Source organism: Hydrogenophaga sp. 2FB (assembly GCF_005503365.1).
Classification (GTDB): domain Bacteria; phylum Pseudomonadota; class Gammaproteobacteria; order Burkholderiales; family Burkholderiaceae_C; genus Hydrogenophaga.
Genome location: NZ_SCML01000004.1, coordinates 175,040 through 196,023, shown reverse-complemented (window position 1 = coordinate 196,023; position 20,984 = coordinate 175,040). Strand labels below are relative to the sequence as shown.

The window sequence follows — 20,984 nt, the reverse complement described above, 5'->3', positions numbered from 1 at the left end:
GTGGTGGGCATGATCCTGGGGGCGCCCACGCTCAAGCTGCGCGGTGACTACCTGGCCATCATCACGCTGGGCTTCGGCGAGATCGTGCGCATCTTCCTGCTCAACATGGACCGTCCGGTGAACATCACCAATGGGCCCAAGGGCATCAGCCAGATCGACACCATTTCGGTTTTCGGGCTGGACCTGGGCAAACGCCTGAGTGTTGGCGACTACACCTTTCAGCCAGTCACGCTCTACTACTACCTGTTCCTGTTCTTCGTGATGCTGGCCATCCTCATCTCGTACCGCTTGCAGGACTCGCGCATCGGCCGCGCCTGGATGGCCATTCGCGAAGACGAGATCGCCGCGAAGGCCATGGGCCTGAACACGCGCAACCTCAAGCTGCTGGCCTTCGGCATGGGCGCCTCGTTCGGCGGTGTGTCGGGCGTGCTGTTCGCGTCGTTCCAGCGCTTCGTGTCGCCCGAATCGTTTTCGCTGATGGAGTCGGTGATGGTGGTGGCCATGGTGGTGCTGGGCGGCATCGGACACATTCCGGGCGTGGTGCTCGGCGCGTTGTTGCTGGCCGGTCTGCCCGAGCTGTTGCGCCATGTGGCGCACCCGCTCACCGAGTTGACGGGGGGCCGTCTTGCCCCCGAAATCCTGCGCCAATTGCTGATTGCGTTGGCCATGGTGGTGATCATGTTGCTCCGACCGCAAGGCTTGTGGCCCACGCCCGAGCACGGCAAGTCTTTGTCCAAGTAAGCGGAGCATTCACATGAGCGACACCGTTCTCAAAGTGGCGAATGTCTCCAAGCGTTTCGGTGGCCTGCAGGCCCTGAGCGATGTGGGCATCGAAATCCAGCGTGGCCAGGTCTATGGCCTGATCGGCCCCAACGGCGCCGGGAAAACAACCTTCTTCAACGTGCTCACGGGCCTGTACACGCCCGACAGCGGCTCTTTCGAGCTCGCGGGCAAGCCGTACACGCCCAGCGCGGTGCACAAGGTGGCCAAGGCCGGCATTGCGCGCACCTTCCAGAACATCCGGCTCTTCGCCGAGATGACCGCGCTGGAAAACGTCATGGTCGGGCGCCATGTGCGCACGCACTCGGGCCTGATCGGTGCCGTGCTGCGCACGCCCGGCTTCAAGCGCGAAGAGGCCGCCATCACGGCGCGCGCACGCGAGCTGCTGGCCTATGTGGGCATCGAGAAGTTTGCCGACTACAAGTCGCGCACGCTGAGCTATGGCGACCAGCGCCGCCTGGAGATCGCCCGTGCGCTGGCGACCGACCCGCAACTGATCGCGCTCGACGAACCCGCCGCCGGCATGAATGCCACCGAAAAGGTGCAACTGCGCGAACTGATCGACCGCATCCGCAAGGACGACCGCACCATTCTGCTGATCGAGCACGACGTGAAGCTGGTCATGGGCTTGTGCGACCGCGTGACCGTGCTGGACTACGGCAAACAACTCGCCTCGGGCTCGCCGGCCGATGTGCAGAAGGATCCCAAAGTGATCGAGGCCTACCTCGGCACCGGTGGCCACTGATCAAGGATTGACGCAAATGGCAAACACACTCCTGAAAGTCAGCGGTCTGAAGGTCGCGTACGGCGGCATCAAGGCCGTCAAGGGCATCGACCTCGAGGTGCGCGAAGGCGAACTGATTTCGCTGATCGGCTCCAACGGCGCCGGCAAGACCACCACCATGAAAGCCATCACCGGCTCGCTGGGCTACGAAGCGGGCGAGATCGAGTACCTGGGCCAGAGCATCAAGGGCAAGGGCGCGTGGGACCTGGTCAAGCACGGTCTGGCCATGGTGCCCGAAGGCCGCGGCGTGTTCACCCGCATGACCATCACCGAGAACCTGCAGATGGGCGCCTATATCCGCAAGGACAAGGCGGGCATCGCGCAGGACATCGAGAAGATGTTCGGCATCTTCCCGCGCCTGCGCGAGCGCAAGGACCAGCTGGCCGGCACCATGAGCGGTGGCGAACAGCAGATGCTGGCCATGGCGCGCGCGCTCATGAGCCAGCCCAAGGTGCTGCTGCTCGACGAACCCTCCATGGGCTTGTCGCCCATCATGGTCGACAAGATCTTCGAGGTCGTGCGCGACGTGTCCAGGCAGGGCGTGACCATCCTGCTGGTCGAGCAGAACGCCCGCCGCGCGCTGCAGATCGCCGATCGCGGCTACGTGATGGACTCGGGCGAAATCATCATGACCGGTGTGGGGCGCGACATGCTGGACGACCCGAAAGTGCGGGCTGCGTACCTCGGCGAATAGCTCGCCTGGGGTGTGGGCCGCCTCAAAACCTACAATCATGGGTTGCGCACCTCGGTGCCCAACCCATTTTTCATTCCATGACCCAAGCCCAAACCCCTGACGCCAGCGCACCCGCGCACGACGAAAACCAGCTTATCGCCGAACGCCGCGAGAAGCTCAAAGCCTTGCGCGAGGCGCAGAAACAGGGGCAGGGCGTGGCGTTTCCCAACGACTTCAAACCCGCGAACAAGGCGGCCGAGTTGTCCGGGAAGTTCGGCGAAAGCACCAAGGAAGCGCTCGAAGCCGAGCCGGCGCATGCCACCGTGGCAGGCCGCATGATGCTCAAGCGCGTCATGGGCAAAGCCAGCTTCGCCACCCTGCAGGACGTCTCGGGCCGGATCCAGGTCTACGTCAGCAAGGACGCTGTGGGCGAGGACGTGTACGCCGCGTTCAAGCACTGGGATCTGGGCGACATCATCGGCGTGGAAGGCTCGCTCATGCGCACGCGCACGGGTGAACTCACCATCCAGGCCAGCCAGATTCGCCTGCTGACCAAGAGCCTGCGCCCGCTGCCCGACAAGTTCCACGGCATCGCTGACCAGGAAATCAAGTACCGCCAGCGTTACGTGGACCTCATCATGGACGAGTCCGCACGCCAGCGGTTCGTGGCGCGCAGCAAGTCCTTGTCCGCGATCCGCGAGTTCATGGTGGAGCACGGTTTCCTCGAAGTCGAGACCCCCATGCTGCACCCCATTCCCGGCGGTGCGAACGCCAAGCCCTTCAAGACCCACCACAACGCGCTCGACCAGGAAATGTTCCTGCGCATCGCGCCCGAGCTGTACCTGAAGCGCCTGCTGGTGGGCGGTTTCGATCGCGTGTTCGAGATCAACCGCAACTTCCGCAACGAAGGCATCAGCGTTCGCCACAACCCCGAGTTCACCATGATGGAGTTCTACGCGGCGTACTGGAACTACCAGGACCTGATGGACTTCAACGAGCAGCTCATCCGGCATGTGGTGCGCCAGGTGCGCGGCGACGAGCCGCTGACCTACCAGGGCAAGCCGGTGGACGTGGTGTCGCCGTTCGAGCGCCTGACGATCCGCGAAGCCATCGTGAAGTACACCGACGCGGGCGCCAACGTGGACGACACGGCCTGGCTGCTGGGGCAACTCAAGAAGCTGGGCCTGTCCGAGGAGAAGCACCAGCTCTCCGGCCGCAGCCTGCCCAGCCTGCAGGTGCTGTTCTTTGAAGAGAAGGTCGAGGACAAGCTCTGGAACCCGACCTTCATCATGGACCACCCGACCGAGATCTCCCCGCTGGCGCGCGCCAACGACGCGAATCCCGCCGTGACCGAGCGCTTCGAGCTCTACATCACCGGCCGCGAATTCGGCAACGCGTTCTCGGAGCTCAACGACGCCGAAGACCAGGCCGCGCGTTTCCAGGCGCAGGTGTCGGCCAAGGACAGCGGCGACGAAGAAGCGATGTTCTACGACGCGGACTACATCCGCGCGCTCGAATACGGCATGCCGCCGGCCGGTGGCTGCGGCATCGGTATCGATCGCCTGATGATGTTGCTGACCGACAGCCCGAGCATTCGCGACGTGATCCTTTTCCCCGCGCTGCGCCGCGAGGCCTGAGAACCACAGGCGCGCTCAGAAGTTCATCTTCAGGATCGCCTTGCGCGGGGTCTTGCGCAGGGCGTCGAGCGCCTGGCGCAGCCAGTCCAGGTGTGCCTGCGCGTCCTGCTGCAAGTCCTGCGAAGCCTCGGGCAGCAGGGCGACGACGATCTTGAATTTCAGCGTGGAGCCCACGGGCAGCTGCAGCGAGGGCCGCAGGCCGCTGGCCACGATGCTCGTGGCCGCCGCCAGGGCCTGCGCATCGCGCACCGGGCCTTCCATCAACAGCGCCAGGGTGCTGTCATCGACCCGGCTGGCGGTGTCCACGTCGCGCGCCACCGAACGCAGCAACGAGCCGGTGATCACCAGCGCGCGGTCGGCTTCTTCGCGGCCATGTTCTTCGGCAAACCAGGCGTGGTTGTCCAGGCTGATCAGCAGCAGCGCGGCGTGGTGCTGGTAGCGCTGCGCGCGCACCAGGCTCTCGTGCAGCCGCAGCATGAAGTTGTGGCGGTTGGTCAGGCCGGTGAGCGGTTCGGTCATGGCCAGGGCGCGGGCGCGGGCCTGGGCCTCGTGCTGCAGTGAGGAGCGTTGCAGCAGGCCATAGATCAGCAGCGGTGCTTCGATCGCGGCGGCGATCACCATGGCGTACTGCGACAGGAAACCCGAGGAGATCAGGCCGAAATTGCGCATCACCGGCAGCGCGCCCGCGAGCAGCACCGGCAGCATGCCCAGCGCGATCCAGCGCACCCAGCGGTCGCCCGTGCGCCAGGCGGCCCAGAGCATGGCGTACACCAGCGCCATCGTCAGCGCCGCTACCGCCGTGACCGCCTGCAGGCTGGCCGTCGTGGGTGACAGCACGTCCCACAGGATCAAGGCGGTGAGAAGGATGGGGGTGCCCAGGGCGGCCCGGTCCAGCCAGCGGCCGATGCGTCGGGGTTGAACCACGTGGCGAACGAACAGCAGGCCGCAGACGGCGGTCATGGGCATCAGGATGAACTCGGCCAGGCCGTTCCAGCGCGCCGCTCCCGGCCAGAGGAATTGCCCGGCGACGCCCAGCGACGCGGCCATCGCCAGCCCGAGGACCGTGATGTAGACGGCGTACGCCGCGAAGCTGGTGTCGCGGAACACGAGCGCGTTGGCCACGGCCGTGGCGGTGAGCAACAGCGCCATGCCGAAGTAGGCGCCGAGCAGGAACTGCTGGTGGATGCGCAGCTCGCGCAGGGTGGTGTGCTTGTGGATCTGCAGCGTGCCGGAGAAGGGCACGCGGGCGTGTTCCATCCGCACCCAGTAGGTCACCACCGCGTCGGTTCGCGGGTCGAGCGAGAACACCGGGTACCGGTCGGGAAAAGCCCAGTCGCGCACGGCGATGCGGTCACCCGCGTGTTGCTCCTTCCAGCTGCCGTCGGCGAGTCGGTGGTACAGGCTGATGCGGTCGGTGCCGGAGCGCGCCAGCTCCAGCTCCCAGCGCGCGCGATCGTCGCGCACCTGGGCATCGAAGCGCACCCACAGCGCCGACCCCTCGGGCAGGCTCAAGCGGTGGTTGGCGTCGCGCACCGCAAAAGGCAATTCGTGCTGCTGCGCCTCCAGCTCCTGCACCGTGCGCTCACCGCTCGGGTCGACCCAGTAGACGCTGCGCTGGGCCAGGGGCACGCTGCCCTGGGTGCCGTCGAGCACCACGGTCGGCACGTTGGCGGCCGCGGCATGAGCGACGGCGAAAAGGGAGAAGAAGAACAGTGCGAAGCAGACGGCCAGGCCGCGGGCGCGACGGGTTCCGGGCGTCGAGCCCATCCACGAAATATCAGACATCCTCCGATTGTGTCGTCTGTTACACATGCTTTCGCTGCGCGGCCTGGCAAGGCGCGCAAAAAAGCCCCGGGGTCGGACAACCGCCGGGGCTTGGGTGTACCTGGTAGGTGTAGATCAGGCGTAGGCGGCCAGTGCCTTGCGCATCTTCTTCATGGCCGCCACCTCGATCTGGCGCACGCGCTCGGCGCTCACGCCGTACTCGGCCGCCAGTTCGTGCAGCGTCATGCCGCCCGAACCGTCGTCGTTCACCTTGAGCCAGCGCTCGCTCACAATGCGGCGCGAGCGCTCGTCGAGTTCGCTCATGGCCTGGGCCACGCCTTCGGTAGCCAGTCGGTCGCGTTGGGCCGACTCGATCATCGCGGTCGGTTCGTGGGTGGCGTCGGCCAGGAAAGCGATGGGGCCGAAGCGTTCTTCGCCGTCGTCGCCCGGGGTGGGGTCGAGCACCACATCGCCGCCAGACAGGCGCGTTTCCATTTCGCGAACTTCTTCCGGCTTCACGCTCAGTTCGCGCGCCATCACGCTCACTTCGTTGTCGGAAAGCACTTCGCGGTGGGTGTCACCGTCGGCTGCACCGGCGCGGAAACCTTGTTTGCGCGAGCGCAGGTTGAAGAACAGTTTGCGCTGTGCCTTGGTCGTGGCCAGCTTGACCATGCGCCAGTTCTTCAGGATGTATTCGTGGATCTCGGCCTTGATCCAGTGCATGGCGTAGCTCACCAGACGCACGCCCTGGTCGGGGTCGAAACGCTTGACGGCCTTCATCAGGCCGACGTTGCCTTCCTGGATCAGGTCGCCGTGCGGCAGGCCGTAGCCCAGGTACTGGCGTGCGATCGACACCACCAGGCGCAGGTGGGACATCACCAGCTGGCCGGCAGCGTCCAGGTCGTTGTCGTCGCGCAGGCGGCGGGCGGCCTGCTGCTCCTGCTCCAGCGTGAGCAGCGGCAGGCGGTTGACCGCGGAAATGTAGGCGTCGAGGTTGCCCAGGGGCGGCACGAGCGCCCAGGGGTTCGCCACGGCGAGCGAGCCTTGGGTGGCGGTGGCAACGGGGGCGAGTGTGTGAGTCATGTTGGAACCCTCCTCAGGTGTTCTGCCAAGAATATTAGCACTCTGTCTGAGAGAGTGCTAAGGCCAAAGTTCCTTGTCCTGGGCGCTGTGCGGTTTTTGGTGGAATGCTTTTTTGGGCATTTAAGTTCTATCCAAGTCTCTGGTTTGCGTCAGGAGAACGTTATTTGGAACTACCTCATCGTGAGTGCAGCAAAGGGGTCGTGGCCCATTCCGACCGTGACCGGCGAGTCGACGGGCGTGAGCGTACTGGTGGCCGAGTCAATGGGTGTAGGCCGAGAAGGCCTTTCCCTGGTCATGATGCACCGACAATCGGTCCATGGTCATTGCAATCAACTCAGAAGAAGTGCTCACCCCGCCCGTGGACGCCGCCACCGTGATGGTGGTGCGCGACAGCCCTTCGGGCCTGGAAGTGTTGTTGGTGCGCCGGCATGGAAACTCCGGTGTGCTGGGTGGCGCCCACGTCTTTCCGGGCGGAAAGCTGGACGCCGACGACCAACGCGTCGACCCATCGGCGCTGGAGCGCTCCGCGCTCACCTGCCAGGCGGCGCTGGGCGAAGAGGGGCTGGCCGAACCCATCGCGTTGGGGCTGCACGTGGCGGCCTTGCGGGAAACCTTTGAAGAGTGCGGGCTGCTGCTCGGCGTGCCGCAGGGCGCTTCGCGCGTGCAGGCGGTGCGCGAGCGCACGGCCGCGGGCGAGCCGTTTGCGATGGCATTGCAAGCGCTGGGCCTGCCGCTCGACACCGCATGTGTGCTGCCCTGGTCTCGTTGGGTCACGCCGCGCAAGCCTGCCATGATGAACAAGCGCTTTGACACCCGTTTTTTTGTGGCCGCCGCGCCGCAGGGCCAGGTGGTCGAACACTGTGTGCGGGAGGCCACGGAGGCGGCCTGGCATTCACCTCGGCACTGGCTGGAGCGCTATTGGGCGAGTGAGGTCGAGATGGCGCCGCCGCAAATCATGAGCCTGTGCCATCTCGCTGGCCTGCGCGATGTGGCCGAGGTGTTGGCGACGGCGCGCAGCCGGCGGCCAGCCCTGATCGAGCCGCAGTCGTTCGTGCAGAACGAGGAGCGTGTGTTGTGTTACCCCGGCGATCCGGCGCATTCGGTGCCCGAGCGGGCTTGGCCGGGACCCACGCGCGTGGTGATGCGCAACCACCGCTTCGAGCCCGAAGGCGGACTGGCCGGGTTTCTGGGCGCACGGTGATGGGCCACCGCGTGGAACTCGTCCGGGCATGGGTTGTCCAACGTTTTCGTCCGCTCATGGACCAAGGAGCCAGCACCATGCGCTTGTCGATCGGGCTTTTGGCCGCCGTGTCCTTTCTGACCGCGTGCAGCGGTTACGCGCCGTCTGCGAATCCCACCGGGATGACCGCCGACGAGGTCGTGGCCCAGATGGGGCCACCCGAAACACGCCGCACGGTCGAAGGCGGAACCCGGCTGGAGTACCCGCGCGGTCCGTTCGGTCGGCACACCTGGTTCGTCTACCTCGATCCCGCGGGACGTGTCGTTCGCACCGAACAGGTGCTGAACGAACGCAACTTCCTCAACATCAATCCCGGCATGAGCCAGGACGAGGTCCGGTATGTGCTGGGCCGCCCCGGCGAGGTGTATGGATTGGGCCGTTCGCGCGGCGTGGTCTGGAACTACCGCTACGAAAACCCGTTCTGCCGTTGGTACCAGGTCGAGATTTCGCAGGACCAGAAGGTGCGCTCCGCCGGTTACGGCGAACCACCGGAATGCCAGCGCAGGGACCGCTTTCCCTTTCAGTGATCGCGCGACTCAGCTGATGCCGAAACGGTAGACCGTGGTGGCGCGGTAGGGTGCGCCCGGGCGCACGGTGTTCTGCGGCAGCGCCGGGCAATTCGGCGCATTCGGAAAATGCTGGGGCTCCAGACACACGGCCGAGCGTGGCCGGTGTTGCACGCCCCCCTTGCCCAGGTCGGGCTTGGGCGCCACGCCGAGCTGGCCGGCGGTGTAGACCTGCAGCAGGGGCTCTGTGGTCCACACGTCCAGCGTGCGGCCGCTGGCTTCGCTGCGCAGCTGGGCACACAGGTGCAGGTTGCCCGCGGGGTTCGGCTCCAGCAGGTAACTCAGGTCGATGTCGGGCAGCGCGCCCAGGCATGCCGCTTCACGCAGATCCTGCGGGTGGCCGTCCAGCGACAAGCATTCGCCTGTGGCGATGCCGTCGGCATCCGTGGCGAGCACCTCGCGCGAAGGCACCTGCAGCGTGTGGCCGTCGATGCGCTGGCCCTGGTCCACGCCGTCGAGGTTGAAATAGATGTGGCTGGTGAAGCTCGCGGGCCCGGGCTCGTCGAGCGCGGTCGCGGTGTGTTCGAGCACCAGTGCGTTGTCGTCGTCGAGCCGGTAGGTCAGCTGCAGCTCCAGCGTGCCGGGGAAGCGGTCTTCGGCGCTGAGGAAGCGGTGCTGCAACTGCAAGGTCTGCGCGTCGATCTGCGTGGCATCAAAGACGCAATGGCGCGCGCCGCGCGGGCCGCCGTGGATGCAGTGCGGCCCGGCATTGGCGTCCAGCCGGTGTTCCTTCCCGTCGAGCGTGAAGCGCGCCTGCCCGATGCGCCCGGCGTAGCGCCCGACGAAGGCGCCCATGGAGGGCGAGCCGCCGATCACGCCGGCCAGGTCGTCGTAACCCAGTGCCACGTCGGCCCATGCGCCCGTGCGGTCGGGCACCACAATCTGAAGCACCTTGGCGCCCAGGTTGGTCACCGCCACCACCATGCCGCGCGGATTGCGCAGGAAGAAGAGGGCGGTGGGGCGCCCGTCCACCTCGCCGGTGAAGCGGGGGGAATCGAGCAGGCGGGGGTCTGTGGTGGGCGCGGCGGTCATGCCCTTATTGTGGGCCGAGCGCCTTGATCAGCGTATCCAACTGTTCGAGCTCGGCGGGCTTGAGATCGGTGAGCGGCGCGCGCACCGGGCCCGCGCCGTGGCCCGCGAGCTGCGCGCCGGCCTTGACGATGCTCACCGCGTAGCCCTGGCCCTTGTTGCGGATGTCCAGGTAGGGCATGAAGAAGTCCTTGAGCAAGCGGTGCTGCGTGGCGTGGTCGTCGGTGCGCACCGCGTTGTAGAAGTCCATCGCGGTCTTCGGGATGAAGTTGAACACCGCCGACGAATACACCGGCGTGCCCAGCGCCTTGTAGGCTGCCGCGTACACCTCGGCCGTGGGCAGGCCACCCAGGTAGGAAAAGCGATCGCCCATCTTCAGGAAGATCGACATCATGGCTTCGATGTCGCCCACGCCGTCCTTGAACCCGATCAGGTTGGGGCAGCGGTCGGCCAGGATCGCGAGCGACTCGGGCGTGAGCTTGCAGACGTTGCGGTTGTAGACAATCACGCCGAACTTCACGCTCTTGCACACCTGTTCGACGTGGGCGATCAGGCCTTCCTGGCCCGCTTCCGTCAGGTAGTGCGGCAGCAGCAGCACGCCGTGCGCGCCCTGGCGCTCGGCTTCCTGTGCGTGCGCAATGGCATTGCGCGTCGGGCCGCCGGCACCGGCAATGATCGGCACTTTGCCCCGGCAGGTGTCCACCGCGGTCTTGATGATCTGGCCGTACTCCGCGCCGGCGATCGAGAAGTACTCGCCCGTGCCGCCTGCGGCGAACAGCGCGCTCGCGCCATAGGGGGCAAGCCACTCCAGCCGCTCGGCATAACCCTTGGGGTTGAAATCGCCTTGTGCGTCGAAGTCGGTGACGGGGAACGACAGCAGGCCGCTGCTGACGATGGATTTGAGATCCTGGGGATTCACGTGATGTCCTCTGTTTGCTGGGAATAAATCAGTCGAGCTTGATGTTGGCCTGCGCCACCACGGCGCCCCAACGCTTGCGCTCGCGTTCGAAGAAGGCGTCTTGCTCGGCCGGTTGCATGGTCACCACCTCGGCGCCCTGGCCCGTGAGGCGGGAGCGCACGTCGGGGCTGCGGATGACCTTGATCAGCTCGGCGTTCAGGCGCGCAACGATGGCCGCGGGTGTGCCGCGCGGCACCACCACGCCTTGCCAGGTGCCGGACTCGAAATCGGTGACGCCTTGCTCCGCCAGGGTGGGCACCTCGCCCACCAGCGGCATGCGCGTGCGCTTGGAAATGCCGAGCACCTTCAGGCGGCCGTTCTGCACGTTGGGCAGCGTGGCCAGCATGCCGTTCATGATCACCTGTGTCTGGCCGGCCACGGTGTCGGCCACGGCCTGCGATCCACCCTTGTAGGGCACGTAGGTCCACTTGGCGCCAGTGGCGCGCTCGACGGCCACACCGGCCACGTGCGGCGCGCTGCCCACGGCGGTCACGGCGAAATTGAGTTCGGTGGTCTTGGACAGGGCCACCAGTTCCTTGAGGTTGTTGGCCTTGACCGAGGGGTGCACCGCCAGCATGTGCGGCGAGTAGGCCAGCATGGTCACGCCACGCAGGTCCTTGCTCGGGTCGAAGGACAGCTTGGTATAGACCGAAGGGCTGATCGCCAGCGCGCCCACGTCGCACAGCAAGAGCGTGTGGCCGTCGGGCGCGGACTTGGCCACCAGATCGGCGCCCAGGTTGCCGTTGGCGCCCGCGCGGTTTTCCACCACCACGGTCTGGCCCAGGCTTTCGGAAAGTGCCTGGCTGATCGAGCGCGCGATGATGTCCGAAGAGCCACCGGGCGGGTAGGGCACGATGATCTTCACGAGCTTGTTGGGGAAGCCGCTCTGCGCGAAGGCGGGTGCGCCCACGGTGGCGATCGCGGCGGTGGCGGTGATGAGTTGTCTGCGGTTCAGGGACACGGTGAATCCTTGGTGAAGGGAGGGTTCAGAAACGCGGCTGGTGGCCGGTGAAGCTTGGGTCGAGCTTCTGCATTTGCGCCAGGTCGTTGCGGTTGCGGATGCCGCAATGCCGGTAGTTGTCGTGCAGGCGGGCAAGAGCCTCGCGGTCGATGGTCACGCCCAGCCCCGGTGTGGTCGGCACCTTCAGCGCGCCAGCCTCGAAACGCAGGCGCCCGCCGGTGACCACCTCGTCGTCCTGCCACGGGTAGTGCGTGTCGCAGGCATACGAGAGAAGCGGCACCGAAGCGGCCAGGTGCGTCATCGCCACCAGGCTGATGCCCAGGTGCGAGTTGGAGTGCATCGACAGTCCCAGGCCGAAGGTCTGGCACATCGTCGAGAGGCGTTGCGTGGCACGCAGACCGCCCCAGTAGTGGTGGTCGCTGAGCACGATCTTCACCGGGCAGCCCAGCTCGGCGTTGCGGCGGAATTCGTTGAAGTCGGTCACCACCATGTTGGTGGCCAGCGGCACATCGCAGGCTTTGGCGACGGCGGCCATGCCGTCCAGCCCGGGGGCCGGGTCTTCGTAGTACTCGAGCACGCCTTGCAACTGCTCGACGATGGCCAGGCTGGTGGCCACGGTCCAGTTGCCGTTCGGATCGATGCGCAGTGGCGCACCGGGGAACGCCTTTGCCAGTGCGAGGATGCCAGCGGCTTCCTGCGCGGGTGGCAGCGCACCGGCCTTGAGCTTGATGCTCTGGAAGCCGTGCTCGCCGATCATGCGGCGCGCCTGCGCCACCAGTTGGTCGGGCGTGAGGGCCTCGCCCCAGGGGTCGGGCGCGTAGGGGCGGTCGACGTGTTCAGCGTGTTTGTAGAATAGGTAGGCGCTGAAGGGCACGGCCGCGCGCGCCGCACCGCCCAGGAGGTCCACCACCGGTGCGTTGGCGAGCTGGCCCTGCAGGTCCATCATGGCCACTTCAAAGGCGCTGACCACCTTGGCCACGGTCTTGGACACATGCGTGCCGGGTGCCAGCGACACCTGCGTGCCGAGGAACTCCGAGCTGGTCTGCTCCGGTGTCACCAGCGCGGCCACGCGCACGTCCATCTCGTTGAGCGCCCAGGGCGACAGGCCCGTGAGCGCGGGCGCGGCCTTGGCCAACGCTTCGAGCATGGGCAGGTCGCCGTAGCTCTCGTTGATGCCGATCAGGCCCGAATCGGTTTCGATCTCGATGATCGAGCGCAAGGCCCAGGGTTCATGGATGCCGGCGGCGTTGAGCAGCGGCGGATCGCGGAACGCAATGGGCGTCACGCGCACATGTCGAATGGCGTGGGAGGTCATGGGACGGGAAGCGCTTACTTGGCGAACATGCCGGGCAGCCACAGCGAGAACGCGGGCACGTAGGTCACCAGCAACAGGCACACGGTGAGCGCGCCGTAGAAGGGCAGGATGGAGCGCATGACCTGCCCGACCGATATGCCCCCGATCGCGCAGCCCACGAACTGCGTCACCCCCACCGGCGGCGTGTTCAGGCCGAGCGCGCAGTTGATCAACATGACGATGCCGAACTGCGCGGGGTCCATGCCGAAGTGCATGGCGATCGGCAGGAAGATCGGCGTGCACACCAGGATGGTGGCAGCCATGTCAAGGAAGGTGCCGAGGATGAACAGCAGGATGTTGATCATCAGGAAGATGACCAGCGGGTTGTCGGAGACCGAGGTCATCAACTCACCGGTTTTCTGCGGCACTTCGTACAGCGCCATGAAGTAGCCGAAGGCCGACGAGATGCCGATCAGCAGCAGCACCACGCCGGTGGTTTTACAAGCTTTGGCGCAGGCCTTGAGGAAATCCTTCCACGACAGCGAGCGGTAGACGAACACCGTGACCAGCAGCGCCCACAGCACGGCGGTGGCGGCCGATTCGGCGGCGGTGAACACGCCCGAGAGAATGCCGGCAAGGATGATCACCACGATCAGCAGCCCCGGCAGGGCGCCCAGCCACGCTGCCAGCACTTCGCCCCAGCCCGGGAACTTGCCGCGCGTGGGGTAGCCGCGCTTGACGGCCACGTAGTACGCGGCGGCCAGGTTGCACAGCGTGAGCAGCACCGCCGGAATGATGGCGGCCAGGATCAGGTTGAGCACACTGACCGACGCAATGCCGGTGGTGGCCAGGGTGAAGATGATCAGGTTGTGCGAGGTCGGCATGAGCACGCCGACCAGCGCGGAGTGGGTGGTGACGTTGACCGCGTAGTCGGCGTCGTACCCTTCCTTCTTCATCAGCGGGATCATCACCGAGCCCATGGCGGACACGTCGGCCAGCGCCGAGCCGGCCACGCCGCCGAACAGCGTGCAACCCACCACGTTGCTCATGCCCAGGCCGCCGCGCACGTGGCCCACCAGGCTGTTCGCGAAGCGCACGATGCGGTCGGCGATGCCGCCATAGAGCATGAGCTCGCCGGCGAACACGAAGAAGGGAATCGCCATGAAGGAGAACACCTGCATGCCACCGACCATCTTCTGGAAGACGATGGGAATCGGCACGCCGGCATAGAACACGGTGGCAATCGACGCAAGGCCGATGGAGAACGCCACGGGCACGCCGATCAGCAGCAGGACGAAAAATGTGACGGAGAGGACGGCCAGTTCCATGATGTGTGTGTCTTGTTGTGTTCAGGGAAAAGGCATCAATGCCAGGCAGGAATCACTTCTTCGTTGCGCAACAGCGCGACGATGTGTTCGAAGGAGAACAGCACGATGAGCGCACCCGCGATCACGAGGGCCAGGTAGTCCAGGCCGGCGGGCAGGCCCAGCATGGGATCGAGTTCGTCCCACTTGAGCTTCGTCCACATCCAGCCGCTCGAGGTCATGATGGCGCCGAACAGCGCCACCAGTGCGTGGATCAGCACCTCCACCTTCAGGCGCATCCACTCGGGCAACAGCGACACCAGCGACTCCAGGCCAATGTGGCCGGCGTCGCGCACGCCCACGGCCACACCCAGCGCGGTGATGTAGAGCACCAGCTGCAGCGCCAGTGCCTCGGTCCAGGTCGGGGTGTCGTTGAACACATAACGGCCGACCACCTGGGTCTGCACCGACAGGATGAGCGTGATCAGGCCGATGATGGCCAGCACCAGGCAGATCTTGCTGATGCGCGCGCAGATCCGGTTCAGGGGCAGGTTGGCGGGTTGGCGCCGGGACGCGGGATCTAGGAGCAGCGGTGCGGTCATGAACGGATCCGGAGAACGGAAGAAAAGCCCACCCACGCGGTCGGCGACCGCGTGGGCATGGGGCGGGGCAGGCTTACTTGGCGTCCTGCACGGACTTGACCAGGCGCTGCAGGTCCGGCGTGGTCATGAACTTGTCGTACACCGGCTTCATCGCTGCCTGGAACTCGGCCTTGTTCACGTCCTTGACCATCTCCGAGCCCGCCTTCGTGACGATCTCGATCGCCTTGGCGGTTTGTTCGTCCCACTTCTGGCGCTGGAACTTCACCGACTCTTTGGCGGTGGCGCGGAACAGGGCCTGGTCGGCGGGCGACATCTTGTCGAACACCGCCTTGGAGATCACCAGCATCTCGGGCGCCATCGAGTGTTGCGTGTACGAATAGAACTTCACGGCTTCGTAGTGCTTGAAGCCTTCGTACGACGGTTCGTTGTTCTCGGCAGCGTCGATCACGCCGGTCTTCAAGCCCGTGTAGACCTCGGCGGTGGCCATGGGCGTGGCATTGGCGCCCATGGCGTTGGCCACGGCCACCCACAGGTCGGACTGCTGCACACGGATCTTCATGCCCTTGACGTCGGCCAGGCTGCGCACCGGCTTCTTGGCGTAGATCGAGCGCGCGCCGCTGTCGTAGAACGCAAGGCCGACCAGCCCCTGGTGCTCGCAACCTTTGAGGATTTCTTCACCGATCGGGCCGTCGAGCACCGCGCGCATGTGTTCCGTCGAACGGAAGAGGAAGGGCATGGTGGGCACCAGGCTCTTGGGGCAGATCGCGTTGAGCGAGCTGATGTTGACGCGGTTCATGTCGAGCGCGCCGATCTTCACCTGGTCCAGGGTTTCCTTCTCGGAACCCAGGGCGCTCTTGTTGAACACCTTGATCTTGTACTTGCCGTTGCTGCGCTGGTCGAGCAGCTGGCTCATGTGCCGCACGGCAGCGACCGTGGGGTAGTCGTCGCTGTTGTGCACGTCGGCCGATCGCAGATCGGCGGCCTGCACGGAGAGCGCGGCACCAGCGGCCGCTATGGTCAGAAGGGGTTTGAAGTTCATGTCGTCCTCGGCACTTTCGGTTGGTGGATGGAAACGTTGGTGGGGGCCTGTGGCCTCTTGTCGGAATGGGAAATCGGTGATGGGTCAGGTTGTCTTGCACAGCGGCTCGGGCAGCCCGCGCACGCCGGGGCGCAGCGCGAACACACCGCCTGCCAGCGGCTGGTCGCTCAGGTCTCCACCGGGGCGGATGGAGGTGACGAACAGCGTGTCGAGCCCGCTGCCGCCAAAGGCGCACATCGCGGGCTTCTTCACCGGAACGGGCAGGGAGCGGTCCAGCTTTCCATCGGGCGTGAAGCGGTGCACCAGGCCGGCGTCGTTGCCGCAGATCCAGTAGCCGCCGTCGGCATCCACCGCCGCGCCATCGGGCCGGCCGGGCAGGGGCTTCATGTTGACGAACACGCGCGCGCCGTGCGGTGTGCCGGTGTCCGTGTCGTAGTCGAAGGCCCAGATGGTCTGCACGTCGGGGTGCGAGTCCGACAGGTACATGGTCTTGCCATCGGGGCTGAAGGCCATGCCGTTGGGGGTGATCAGCGCGTTGCGCAGTGGGCGCGGCGGCGTTGCGCCATCCAGCGCGAACACAGCGCCCGCCGGTGCGGCGAGCGACATGTCCATCACCATCGTGCCCGCGCGCAGGCGGCCTTGCCGGTCGCAGCGCCCATCGTTGAAGCGCATGCCGGGTTGCGGGTGTTGCACGGTGTGCAGCGGCGGTGTGTCTTCGGTCAGCGTGCCGTCGTCGTGCGGCGTGAGCACGGCCACGCGCGTTTCCATCGCGGCCACCCAGCGGCCGTGCGGCGTGGCCTCGCTGCCAGCGGCCAGCGCGATGCAGCCGGCCATCTCGGGCGTGGGCCAGTGGCGTGCCTGGCCGGTGCGGGCGTTCCAGCACCACAGCGCGCGGCCGGGAATGTCGACCCAGAACAGACACTGGCGCTGCGCGTCCCACACGGGGCTTTCGCCCACGCCGTTGCGCGCGTCGAGCACCAGTTCGGCTTGTGCAGCGGTCATGGCGGTGTTCAGAACGGGCCGGCCTTGACGAAGCCGCCGCCCTGGTAGATCGCGGCGGGGTCGTTCAGGTCGGGGGCGCTGGTGCGCGCATAGACGGCTTCGCGGAACACGTCGGACGTGTCCTTGGGTACATAGCCGACGTGGCGGGCGCGGCTGTTGTCCCACCAGGTCACCGCGTTGTCCGACATGCCGAAGATGATGCTGTGGCCCAGCACCGGCGTGCTGAGGCAGGCGGTGATGAGGCGGTGCAGATCGTCAAAGCTCAACCACGTGGCGAGCATGCGGCGGTCCTTCGGCTCGGGGAACGAAGAGCCGATGCGCACGCACGCGGTCTCGATGCCGTGGCGGTCGAAGTACAGGCGCGCCAGGTCTTCGCCGAAGGCCTTGCTCAGACCGTAGAAACCATCGGGCCGGGCAGGGTGGTCGGCGTTGATGGTTTCGCTCTGTTTGTAGAAACCGGTCACGTGGTTCGAGCTGGCGAACACGATGCGTTTCACACCGTGCAGGCGCGCCGCTTCGTACAGGTGGACCGCGCCGAGGATGTTGGCCTGCAGGATCGCGGCGAAGGGTGCCTCCACCGAGATGCCGCCCAGGTGCACGATCGCGTCGCAACCCGCCACCATGGCGTTGACTTCGTCGGCGTTGGACAGGTCGGCCAGCATCACTTCTTCACCCGCCTGGGCCACGCCGACATCGGCGAGGTCCGACAGGCGCAGCACGTCGCAGTTGCCTTGGAGGCGCGTGCGCAGTGCTGTGCCGAGGCCGCCGGCGGCACCGGTCAGCAACAGCCGGTGATGGGTCTTCAGAGGTTTTTCCATGATCGGGGTCGGCAGGCGTTTGAAAGAGCGGGAAGGGGGAAAAAGGCTTGGACTTTCGCGAGGGGTTTGCTACAGTCCGCTCATCTTTCGTTGTCTGTTGTCGGTTGTCTGACAACTGCGCGGATTGTGTGAACGCCGACCCCGGCGTGTCAAGAAAAAAAGGATGCTCTCCGTGAAAACCCTAGGTGACGTGGCCGCTCGGCCTCCGACCCCAAGCCGTCCGCGCCGACAGCGCGGCCTGGTGCCTGAAATCGTGGACGCGCTGGCCGCGGACATGCGCGAGGGCCGTTTGCAGCCCGGCGACAAGCTGCCCACCGAGTCCGAGCTGATGAACCGGTTCGAGGTCAGCCGCACCGTGGTGCGCGAATCCATCTCGCGGCTGCAGGCCTCGGGCCTGGTGGAAACGCGGCATGGCGTGGGTACCTTCGTGATGGCGCCACCCGAGCAGCGCAACTTCAGCATTGCGCCGGAAGACTTCGCCACCGTGGCCGACGTGGTCTCGCTGCTGGAGCTGCGCATCAGCCTGGAGAGCGAAGCGGCCAGCCTGGCCGCGCAGCGCCGCGATGACACGCACCTGCAGAACATGGCGGCCGCGCTGGCCGCGTTCGAAGCCACGATCGCCGAGGACTCCGACGCCGTGCCCTCGGACTTCCAGTTCCACATGGAGGTGGCGCGCGCCACCGGCAACCGCCACTTCGCGGATCTCATGACCTACCTGGGCACCATGATCATTCCGCGCACCCGCATCAACACCGCCAGCAGCGCACCCGAAGGCCGGCTGGTGTACCTGCAACGCGTGCACGGCGAGCACCAGAGCATCTACCAGGCGATCCGCGCGCGCGACGCCGAAGCGGCCCGCAAGGCCATGCGCATCCATCTCACCAATTCGCGCGAACGGTTGCGCCGCTCTCAGCCGGCTTGACGTCCTCCCCACGCAGGCGCGGCCCACCTGGCCGCGCCTTTTTCCTGTCTGCTTCCTTCCCACCCTCTTGCTTCATCGTTCTGCCATGACCCTTCTGCAATCCTTCGATGCGCGCACCGGCGCTGCCCACGGTGAACCCCTGAACGCTTCCACGGCCGCCGACATCGACGCTGCCGTACAAGCCGCCGCCGCTGCGTTCGACATGTGGGGCAGCAGCACCGGCGCGCAACGCGCGGCGCTGCTCGACGCGCTGGCCGCCGTGCTCGAAGGCGATCGCGAGGCGCTGGTGGCCTTGGCCGATGTGGAGACCGCGCTGGGCACCGCACGCCTGAGCGGCGAAGTCGACCGCACCGCGTTCCAGCTGCGCCGCTTCGCCGACATGGCCACGCGCGGCGTGCCGTTCGAGCGCCTGGACGACCCCGCCGTGGCCGGTGCACCGCCCGTGGGCCACCCGGCCATGCTGCGCCAGCGCGTGCCGCTCGGCCCGGTGGCGATGTTCGCGGCGAGCAACTTCCCGTTCGCGTTCTCGGTGCTCGGCGGCGACACCGCTTCGGCCCTGGCCGCGGGCTGCCCGGTGGTGGTGAAGGCGCACCCGGGCCACCCGCTGTTGTCGCAGCGCGTTTTCGGTCTCGTGCGTGGCGTGTTGCAGGCGCAGGGCTTGCCCGCAGGCCTGGTGGGCCTGGTGCAAGGCGCGGCGATCGAGGTGGGCGTGGACCTGGTGCGCCACCCGCTGATCGCGGCGGGCGCCTTCACCGGCTCCACACGCGGCGGCGCGGCGCTGCAGGCCGAGGCGAAGGCACGCCCGCGGCCGATTCCGTTCTATGGCGAACTCGGCTCCGTCAATCCGGTGGTGGCCTTGCCCGCCGCGCTGGAAGCGAAGGGCGACGAGCTGGCCACCACGCTGGCCGGCTCGATCGCGCTGGGCTGCGGCCAGTTCTGTACCAACCCGGGGTTGCTCGTGCTCATCGATGGCCCCGCGTCGGACCGCTTCGTCGCGCAACTCACCGCCGCGTTGGCCACCCAGCAACCGCACGCCATGCTCACCACCGGCATGCGCCGCGCGTTCGATGCCGGCGTGGCGCGTTTCATCGAACACGGCGCGCAGCCGCTGGTGCAACAGCCTGGCAGCGCCCAGGCGCCCGGCCCGCAACTGCTGCAGGTGAGCGCCGCGCGCTTCCTGCAACAGCCTGCCTTGCACGAAGAGGTGTTCGGCCCGTCCAGCCTGGTCGTGCGCGCCAGTTCGGTGGCCGAGGTGCTCGCGGTGCTGGCCGCCGTGGGGGGCAGCCTCACGGTCACCTTGTGGGGTGCGGAGGCAGAGTCCGACGACACGCGCTCGCTGGTGCGCGGCGCCATGGCCATCGCTGGTCGCGTGCTGTTCGCCGGTGTGCCCACGGGCGTGGCCGTCACCGCCGCGCAGCAACATGGCGGCCCCTGGCCCGCGTCCACCCAGCCCATGACCACGTCGGTGGGCGACGCCGCGCTCGACCGTTTCCTGCGCCCCGTCAGCCTGCAGGACGCGCCCGCGTGGCTGCAGGCGCGGGAAGGGCGGCCGTGCTGAGCGGCGCCAGCGGCGCGGCCCTTTTCAGCCGGCCGCGCAACGTGGTGTTGCTGGCCACGCTGTGCTGCCTGCTCTGGGGCAGCGCCTACCCCGCCATCAAGAGCGGCTACGCGCTGTTGTCGATCGGACGCGAGGACACCGCGTCGCAGCTCGTGTTCGCGGGCTGGCGCTTTCTGTTGGCCGGTGTGCTGTTGCTGGGCATCGCGCGCGCCATGGGGCGGCCTGTGTTGGCGCTGCCGCGCGCGAGCCTGGGCCCCATCGCCTTGCTCGGCCTCACGCAGACCGCCGTGCAGTACGTGTTCTTCTACGTCGGCCTGGCCCACACCACGGGCGTGAAAGGCTCCATCTTCAACGCCACTGGCACCTTCTTCAGCGTGCTGCTGGCGCATTTCATCTACCACAACGACCGGCTCGACCGCCGCAAGGCGCTGGGCTGCGTGATCGGCTTTGGCGGTGTGATGGTGGTCACGTTGCGCGGCGGTGGCCAGGGGCTGGAGGAGGGCTTCACGCTGCTGGGCGACGGCTTCATCGTCATCGCGGCCTTCGTGCTGTCGGCCGCGAGCATCTACGGCAAGCGCCTGTCGCAACGCATCGACGCGATGGTCATGACCGGCTACCAGCTGGCCATCGGCGGCCTCGCACTGCTGCTCGGCGGCTATGCGTTCGGCGGTGCGCTGCACGGCATGTCGCTCGCGCCGGCCGTGCTGCTGGGCTACATGGTCGTGCTGTCGGCGGCGGCGTTCGCCATCTGGGCCGCGCTGCTCAAATACAACCGTGTGGGCAAGGTCGCGGTGTTCAACTTTCTCATTCCGGTGTTCGGCGCGCTGCTCTCCGCGCTGTTCCTGGGCGAGCAGGTGCTGGCCTGGCGCAACGCGTTGGCGCTGCTGCTGGTGTGCGGTGGCATCTGGCTCGTCACCACCGACAGAACGCTCCCACCCGGCGCGGTCACGCCGGCGGGTTGACCGCCGCG

The 20,984-nt window shown here is 66.7% G+C and carries 20 protein-coding genes; 9 read left to right on the top strand and 11 right to left on the bottom strand.

The features are described from left to right. The 4 genes from FFS09_RS04180 to lysS all read left to right on the top strand — a co-directional run. Nucleotides 1-741: branched-chain amino acid ABC transporter permease (locus FFS09_RS04180; RefSeq protein ID WP_137917590.1), on the top strand; the 741-nt coding region annotated here is incomplete at its 5' end. Between the two features lie 13 nt (nt 742-754). Next, entirely contained in the window at nt 755-1,525 is a 771-nt protein-coding gene (locus FFS09_RS04175) for an ABC transporter ATP-binding protein (RefSeq protein ID WP_137917589.1), read from the top strand. A 16-nt stretch (nt 1,526-1,541) separates the two neighbouring features. Beyond that, nucleotides 1,542-2,258: an ABC transporter ATP-binding protein gene (locus FFS09_RS04170; protein WP_502703714.1), complete on the top strand. Its 717-nt coding sequence runs from the start codon at nt 1,542-1,544 to the stop codon at nt 2,256-2,258. Nucleotides 2,259-2,335: 77 nt separating this feature from the next. Next, nucleotides 2,336-3,874 (top strand): lysine--tRNA ligase, encoded by a 1,539-nt coding sequence (gene lysS / locus FFS09_RS04165; protein WP_137917587.1) that lies wholly within the window; start codon nt 2,336-2,338, stop codon nt 3,872-3,874. A gap of 15 nt (nt 3,875-3,889) precedes the next feature. On the opposite strand, the gene FFS09_RS04160 is transcribed toward lysS, so the two are convergent. Both FFS09_RS04160 and rpoH read right to left on the bottom strand, forming a co-directional pair. Further along, complete coding sequence (locus FFS09_RS04160) at nt 3,890-5,659, bottom strand: sensor domain-containing diguanylate cyclase (RefSeq protein ID WP_171019861.1); 1,770 nt, start codon at nt 5,657-5,659, stop codon at nt 3,890-3,892. A 114-nt stretch (nt 5,660-5,773) separates the two neighbouring features. After that, nucleotides 5,774-6,721: an RNA polymerase sigma factor RpoH gene (rpoH, locus tag FFS09_RS04155; protein WP_137917585.1), complete on the bottom strand. Its 948-nt coding sequence runs from the start codon at nt 6,719-6,721 to the stop codon at nt 5,774-5,776. 316 nt (nt 6,722-7,037) lie between these two features. On the opposite strand from rpoH, the gene FFS09_RS04150 reads away from it, so the two are divergent. Both FFS09_RS04150 and FFS09_RS04145 read left to right on the top strand, forming a co-directional pair. Then, nucleotides 7,038-7,922, top strand: coding sequence for an NUDIX hydrolase (locus FFS09_RS04150; protein WP_137917584.1), 885 nt, complete (start codon nt 7,038-7,040; stop codon nt 7,920-7,922). Nucleotides 7,923-7,999: 77 nt separating this feature from the next. Further along, nucleotides 8,000-8,488 carry a hypothetical protein gene (locus tag FFS09_RS04145; RefSeq protein WP_137917583.1) on the top strand — a complete coding sequence of 163 codons (489 nt, stop codon included), beginning with the start codon at nt 8,000-8,002 and terminating at the stop codon, nt 8,486-8,488. 9 nt (nt 8,489-8,497) lie between these two features. On the opposite strand, the gene FFS09_RS04140 is transcribed toward FFS09_RS04145, so the two are convergent. The 9 genes from FFS09_RS04140 to FFS09_RS04100 all read right to left on the bottom strand — a co-directional run bounded on the left by FFS09_RS04140 (nt 8,498) and on the right by FFS09_RS04100 (nt 17,534). Beyond that, entirely contained in the window at nt 8,498-9,559 is a 1,062-nt protein-coding gene (locus tag FFS09_RS04140; RefSeq protein WP_137917582.1) for an aldose epimerase family protein, read from the bottom strand. Nucleotides 9,560-9,563: 4 nt separating this feature from the next. Then, the gene (gene kdgD, locus FFS09_RS04135; RefSeq protein WP_137917581.1) at nt 9,564-10,475 is read right to left on the bottom strand and encodes a 5-dehydro-4-deoxyglucarate dehydratase; all 912 of its coding nucleotides are present in this window, start codon (nt 10,473-10,475) and stop codon (nt 9,564-9,566) included. Between the two features lie 28 nt (nt 10,476-10,503). After that, nucleotides 10,504-11,475, bottom strand: a complete 972-nt coding sequence (locus tag FFS09_RS04130; RefSeq protein ID WP_137917580.1) for a Bug family tripartite tricarboxylate transporter substrate binding protein — start codon at nt 11,473-11,475, stop codon at nt 10,504-10,506. A 25-nt stretch (nt 11,476-11,500) separates the two neighbouring features. Then, nucleotides 11,501-12,790: a glucarate dehydratase family protein gene (locus FFS09_RS04125; RefSeq protein ID WP_137917579.1), complete on the bottom strand. Its 1,290-nt coding sequence runs from the start codon at nt 12,788-12,790 to the stop codon at nt 11,501-11,503. Between the two features lie 14 nt (nt 12,791-12,804). Then, nucleotides 12,805-14,097 carry a TRAP transporter large permease gene (locus tag FFS09_RS04120; protein WP_137917578.1) on the bottom strand — a complete coding sequence of 431 codons (1,293 nt, stop codon included), beginning with the start codon at nt 14,095-14,097 and terminating at the stop codon, nt 12,805-12,807. 35 nt (nt 14,098-14,132) lie between these two features. Then, nucleotides 14,133-14,675: a TRAP transporter small permease gene (locus tag FFS09_RS04115; RefSeq protein WP_137917577.1), complete on the bottom strand. Its 543-nt coding sequence runs from the start codon at nt 14,673-14,675 to the stop codon at nt 14,133-14,135. 73 nt (nt 14,676-14,748) lie between these two features. Then, on the bottom strand, nt 14,749-15,714 hold the full coding sequence (locus FFS09_RS04110) for a TRAP transporter substrate-binding protein (RefSeq protein WP_137917576.1): 966 nt from the start codon (nt 15,712-15,714) through the stop codon (nt 14,749-14,751). Between the two features lie 84 nt (nt 15,715-15,798). Further along, a complete protein-coding gene (locus FFS09_RS04105) occupies nt 15,799-16,716 on the bottom strand; it encodes an SMP-30/gluconolactonase/LRE family protein (RefSeq protein ID WP_137917575.1) in 918 nt (305 codons plus the stop codon). Nucleotides 16,717-16,724: 8 nt separating this feature from the next. After that, a complete protein-coding gene (locus tag FFS09_RS04100; protein WP_137917574.1) occupies nt 16,725-17,534 on the bottom strand; it encodes an NAD-dependent epimerase/dehydratase family protein in 810 nt (269 codons plus the stop codon). Between the two features lie 163 nt (nt 17,535-17,697). Between FFS09_RS04100 and FFS09_RS04095 the strand changes: the two genes are divergently transcribed. The 3 genes from FFS09_RS04095 to FFS09_RS04085 all read left to right on the top strand — a co-directional run bounded on the left by FFS09_RS04095 (nt 17,698) and on the right by FFS09_RS04085 (nt 20,976). Beyond that, complete coding sequence (locus tag FFS09_RS04095) at nt 17,698-18,456, top strand: FadR/GntR family transcriptional regulator (protein WP_137917573.1); 759 nt, start codon at nt 17,698-17,700, stop codon at nt 18,454-18,456. A gap of 85 nt (nt 18,457-18,541) precedes the next feature. Then, on the top strand, nt 18,542-20,014 hold the full coding sequence (locus FFS09_RS04090; protein ID WP_137917572.1) for an aldehyde dehydrogenase (NADP(+)): 1,473 nt from the start codon (nt 18,542-18,544) through the stop codon (nt 20,012-20,014). Next, complete coding sequence (locus FFS09_RS04085) at nt 19,981-20,976, top strand: DMT family transporter (RefSeq protein ID WP_252374223.1); 996 nt, start codon at nt 19,981-19,983, stop codon at nt 20,974-20,976. The genes FFS09_RS04090 and FFS09_RS04085 overlap by 34 nt, the downstream gene beginning before the upstream one ends. Nucleotides 20,977-20,984: the final 8 nt, after the last annotated feature.

What these genes read in the sequence shown, in the direction of transcription:
- FFS09_RS04175 (WP_137917589.1), top strand. Translation starts at nt 755, where the DNA reads ATGAGCGACACCGTTCTCAAAGTGGCGAATGTCTCCAAGCGTTTCGGT.
- FFS09_RS04170 (WP_502703714.1), top strand. Translation starts at nt 1,542, where the DNA reads ATGGCAAACACACTCCTGAAAGTCAGCGGTCTGAAGGTCGCGTACGGC.
- lysS (WP_137917587.1), top strand. Translation starts at nt 2,336, where the DNA reads ATGACCCAAGCCCAAACCCCTGACGCCAGCGCACCCGCGCACGACGAA.
- FFS09_RS04160 (WP_171019861.1), bottom strand. Translation starts at nt 5,659, where the DNA reads ATGTCTGATATTTCGTGGATGGGCTCGACGCCCGGAACCCGTCGCGCC.
- rpoH (WP_137917585.1), bottom strand. Translation starts at nt 6,721, where the DNA reads ATGACTCACACACTCGCCCCCGTTGCCACCGCCACCCAAGGCTCGCTC.
- FFS09_RS04150 (WP_137917584.1), top strand. Translation starts at nt 7,038, where the DNA reads ATGGTCATTGCAATCAACTCAGAAGAAGTGCTCACCCCGCCCGTGGAC.
- FFS09_RS04145 (WP_137917583.1), top strand. Translation starts at nt 8,000, where the DNA reads ATGCGCTTGTCGATCGGGCTTTTGGCCGCCGTGTCCTTTCTGACCGCG.
- FFS09_RS04140 (WP_137917582.1), bottom strand. Translation starts at nt 9,559, where the DNA reads ATGACCGCCGCGCCCACCACAGACCCCCGCCTGCTCGATTCCCCCCGC.
- FFS09_RS04125 (WP_137917579.1), bottom strand. Translation starts at nt 12,790, where the DNA reads ATGACCTCCCACGCCATTCGACATGTGCGCGTGACGCCCATTGCGTTC.
- FFS09_RS04120 (WP_137917578.1), bottom strand. Translation starts at nt 14,097, where the DNA reads ATGGAACTGGCCGTCCTCTCCGTCACATTTTTCGTCCTGCTGCTGATC.
- FFS09_RS04115 (WP_137917577.1), bottom strand. Translation starts at nt 14,675, where the DNA reads ATGACCGCACCGCTGCTCCTAGATCCCGCGTCCCGGCGCCAACCCGCC.
- FFS09_RS04110 (WP_137917576.1), bottom strand. Translation starts at nt 15,714, where the DNA reads ATGAACTTCAAACCCCTTCTGACCATAGCGGCCGCTGGTGCCGCGCTC.
- FFS09_RS04105 (WP_137917575.1), bottom strand. Translation starts at nt 16,716, where the DNA reads ATGACCGCTGCACAAGCCGAACTGGTGCTCGACGCGCGCAACGGCGTG.
- FFS09_RS04100 (WP_137917574.1), bottom strand. Translation starts at nt 17,534, where the DNA reads ATGGAAAAACCTCTGAAGACCCATCACCGGCTGTTGCTGACCGGTGCC.
- FFS09_RS04095 (WP_137917573.1), top strand. Translation starts at nt 17,698, where the DNA reads ATGCTCTCCGTGAAAACCCTAGGTGACGTGGCCGCTCGGCCTCCGACC.
- FFS09_RS04090 (WP_137917572.1), top strand. Translation starts at nt 18,542, where the DNA reads ATGACCCTTCTGCAATCCTTCGATGCGCGCACCGGCGCTGCCCACGGT.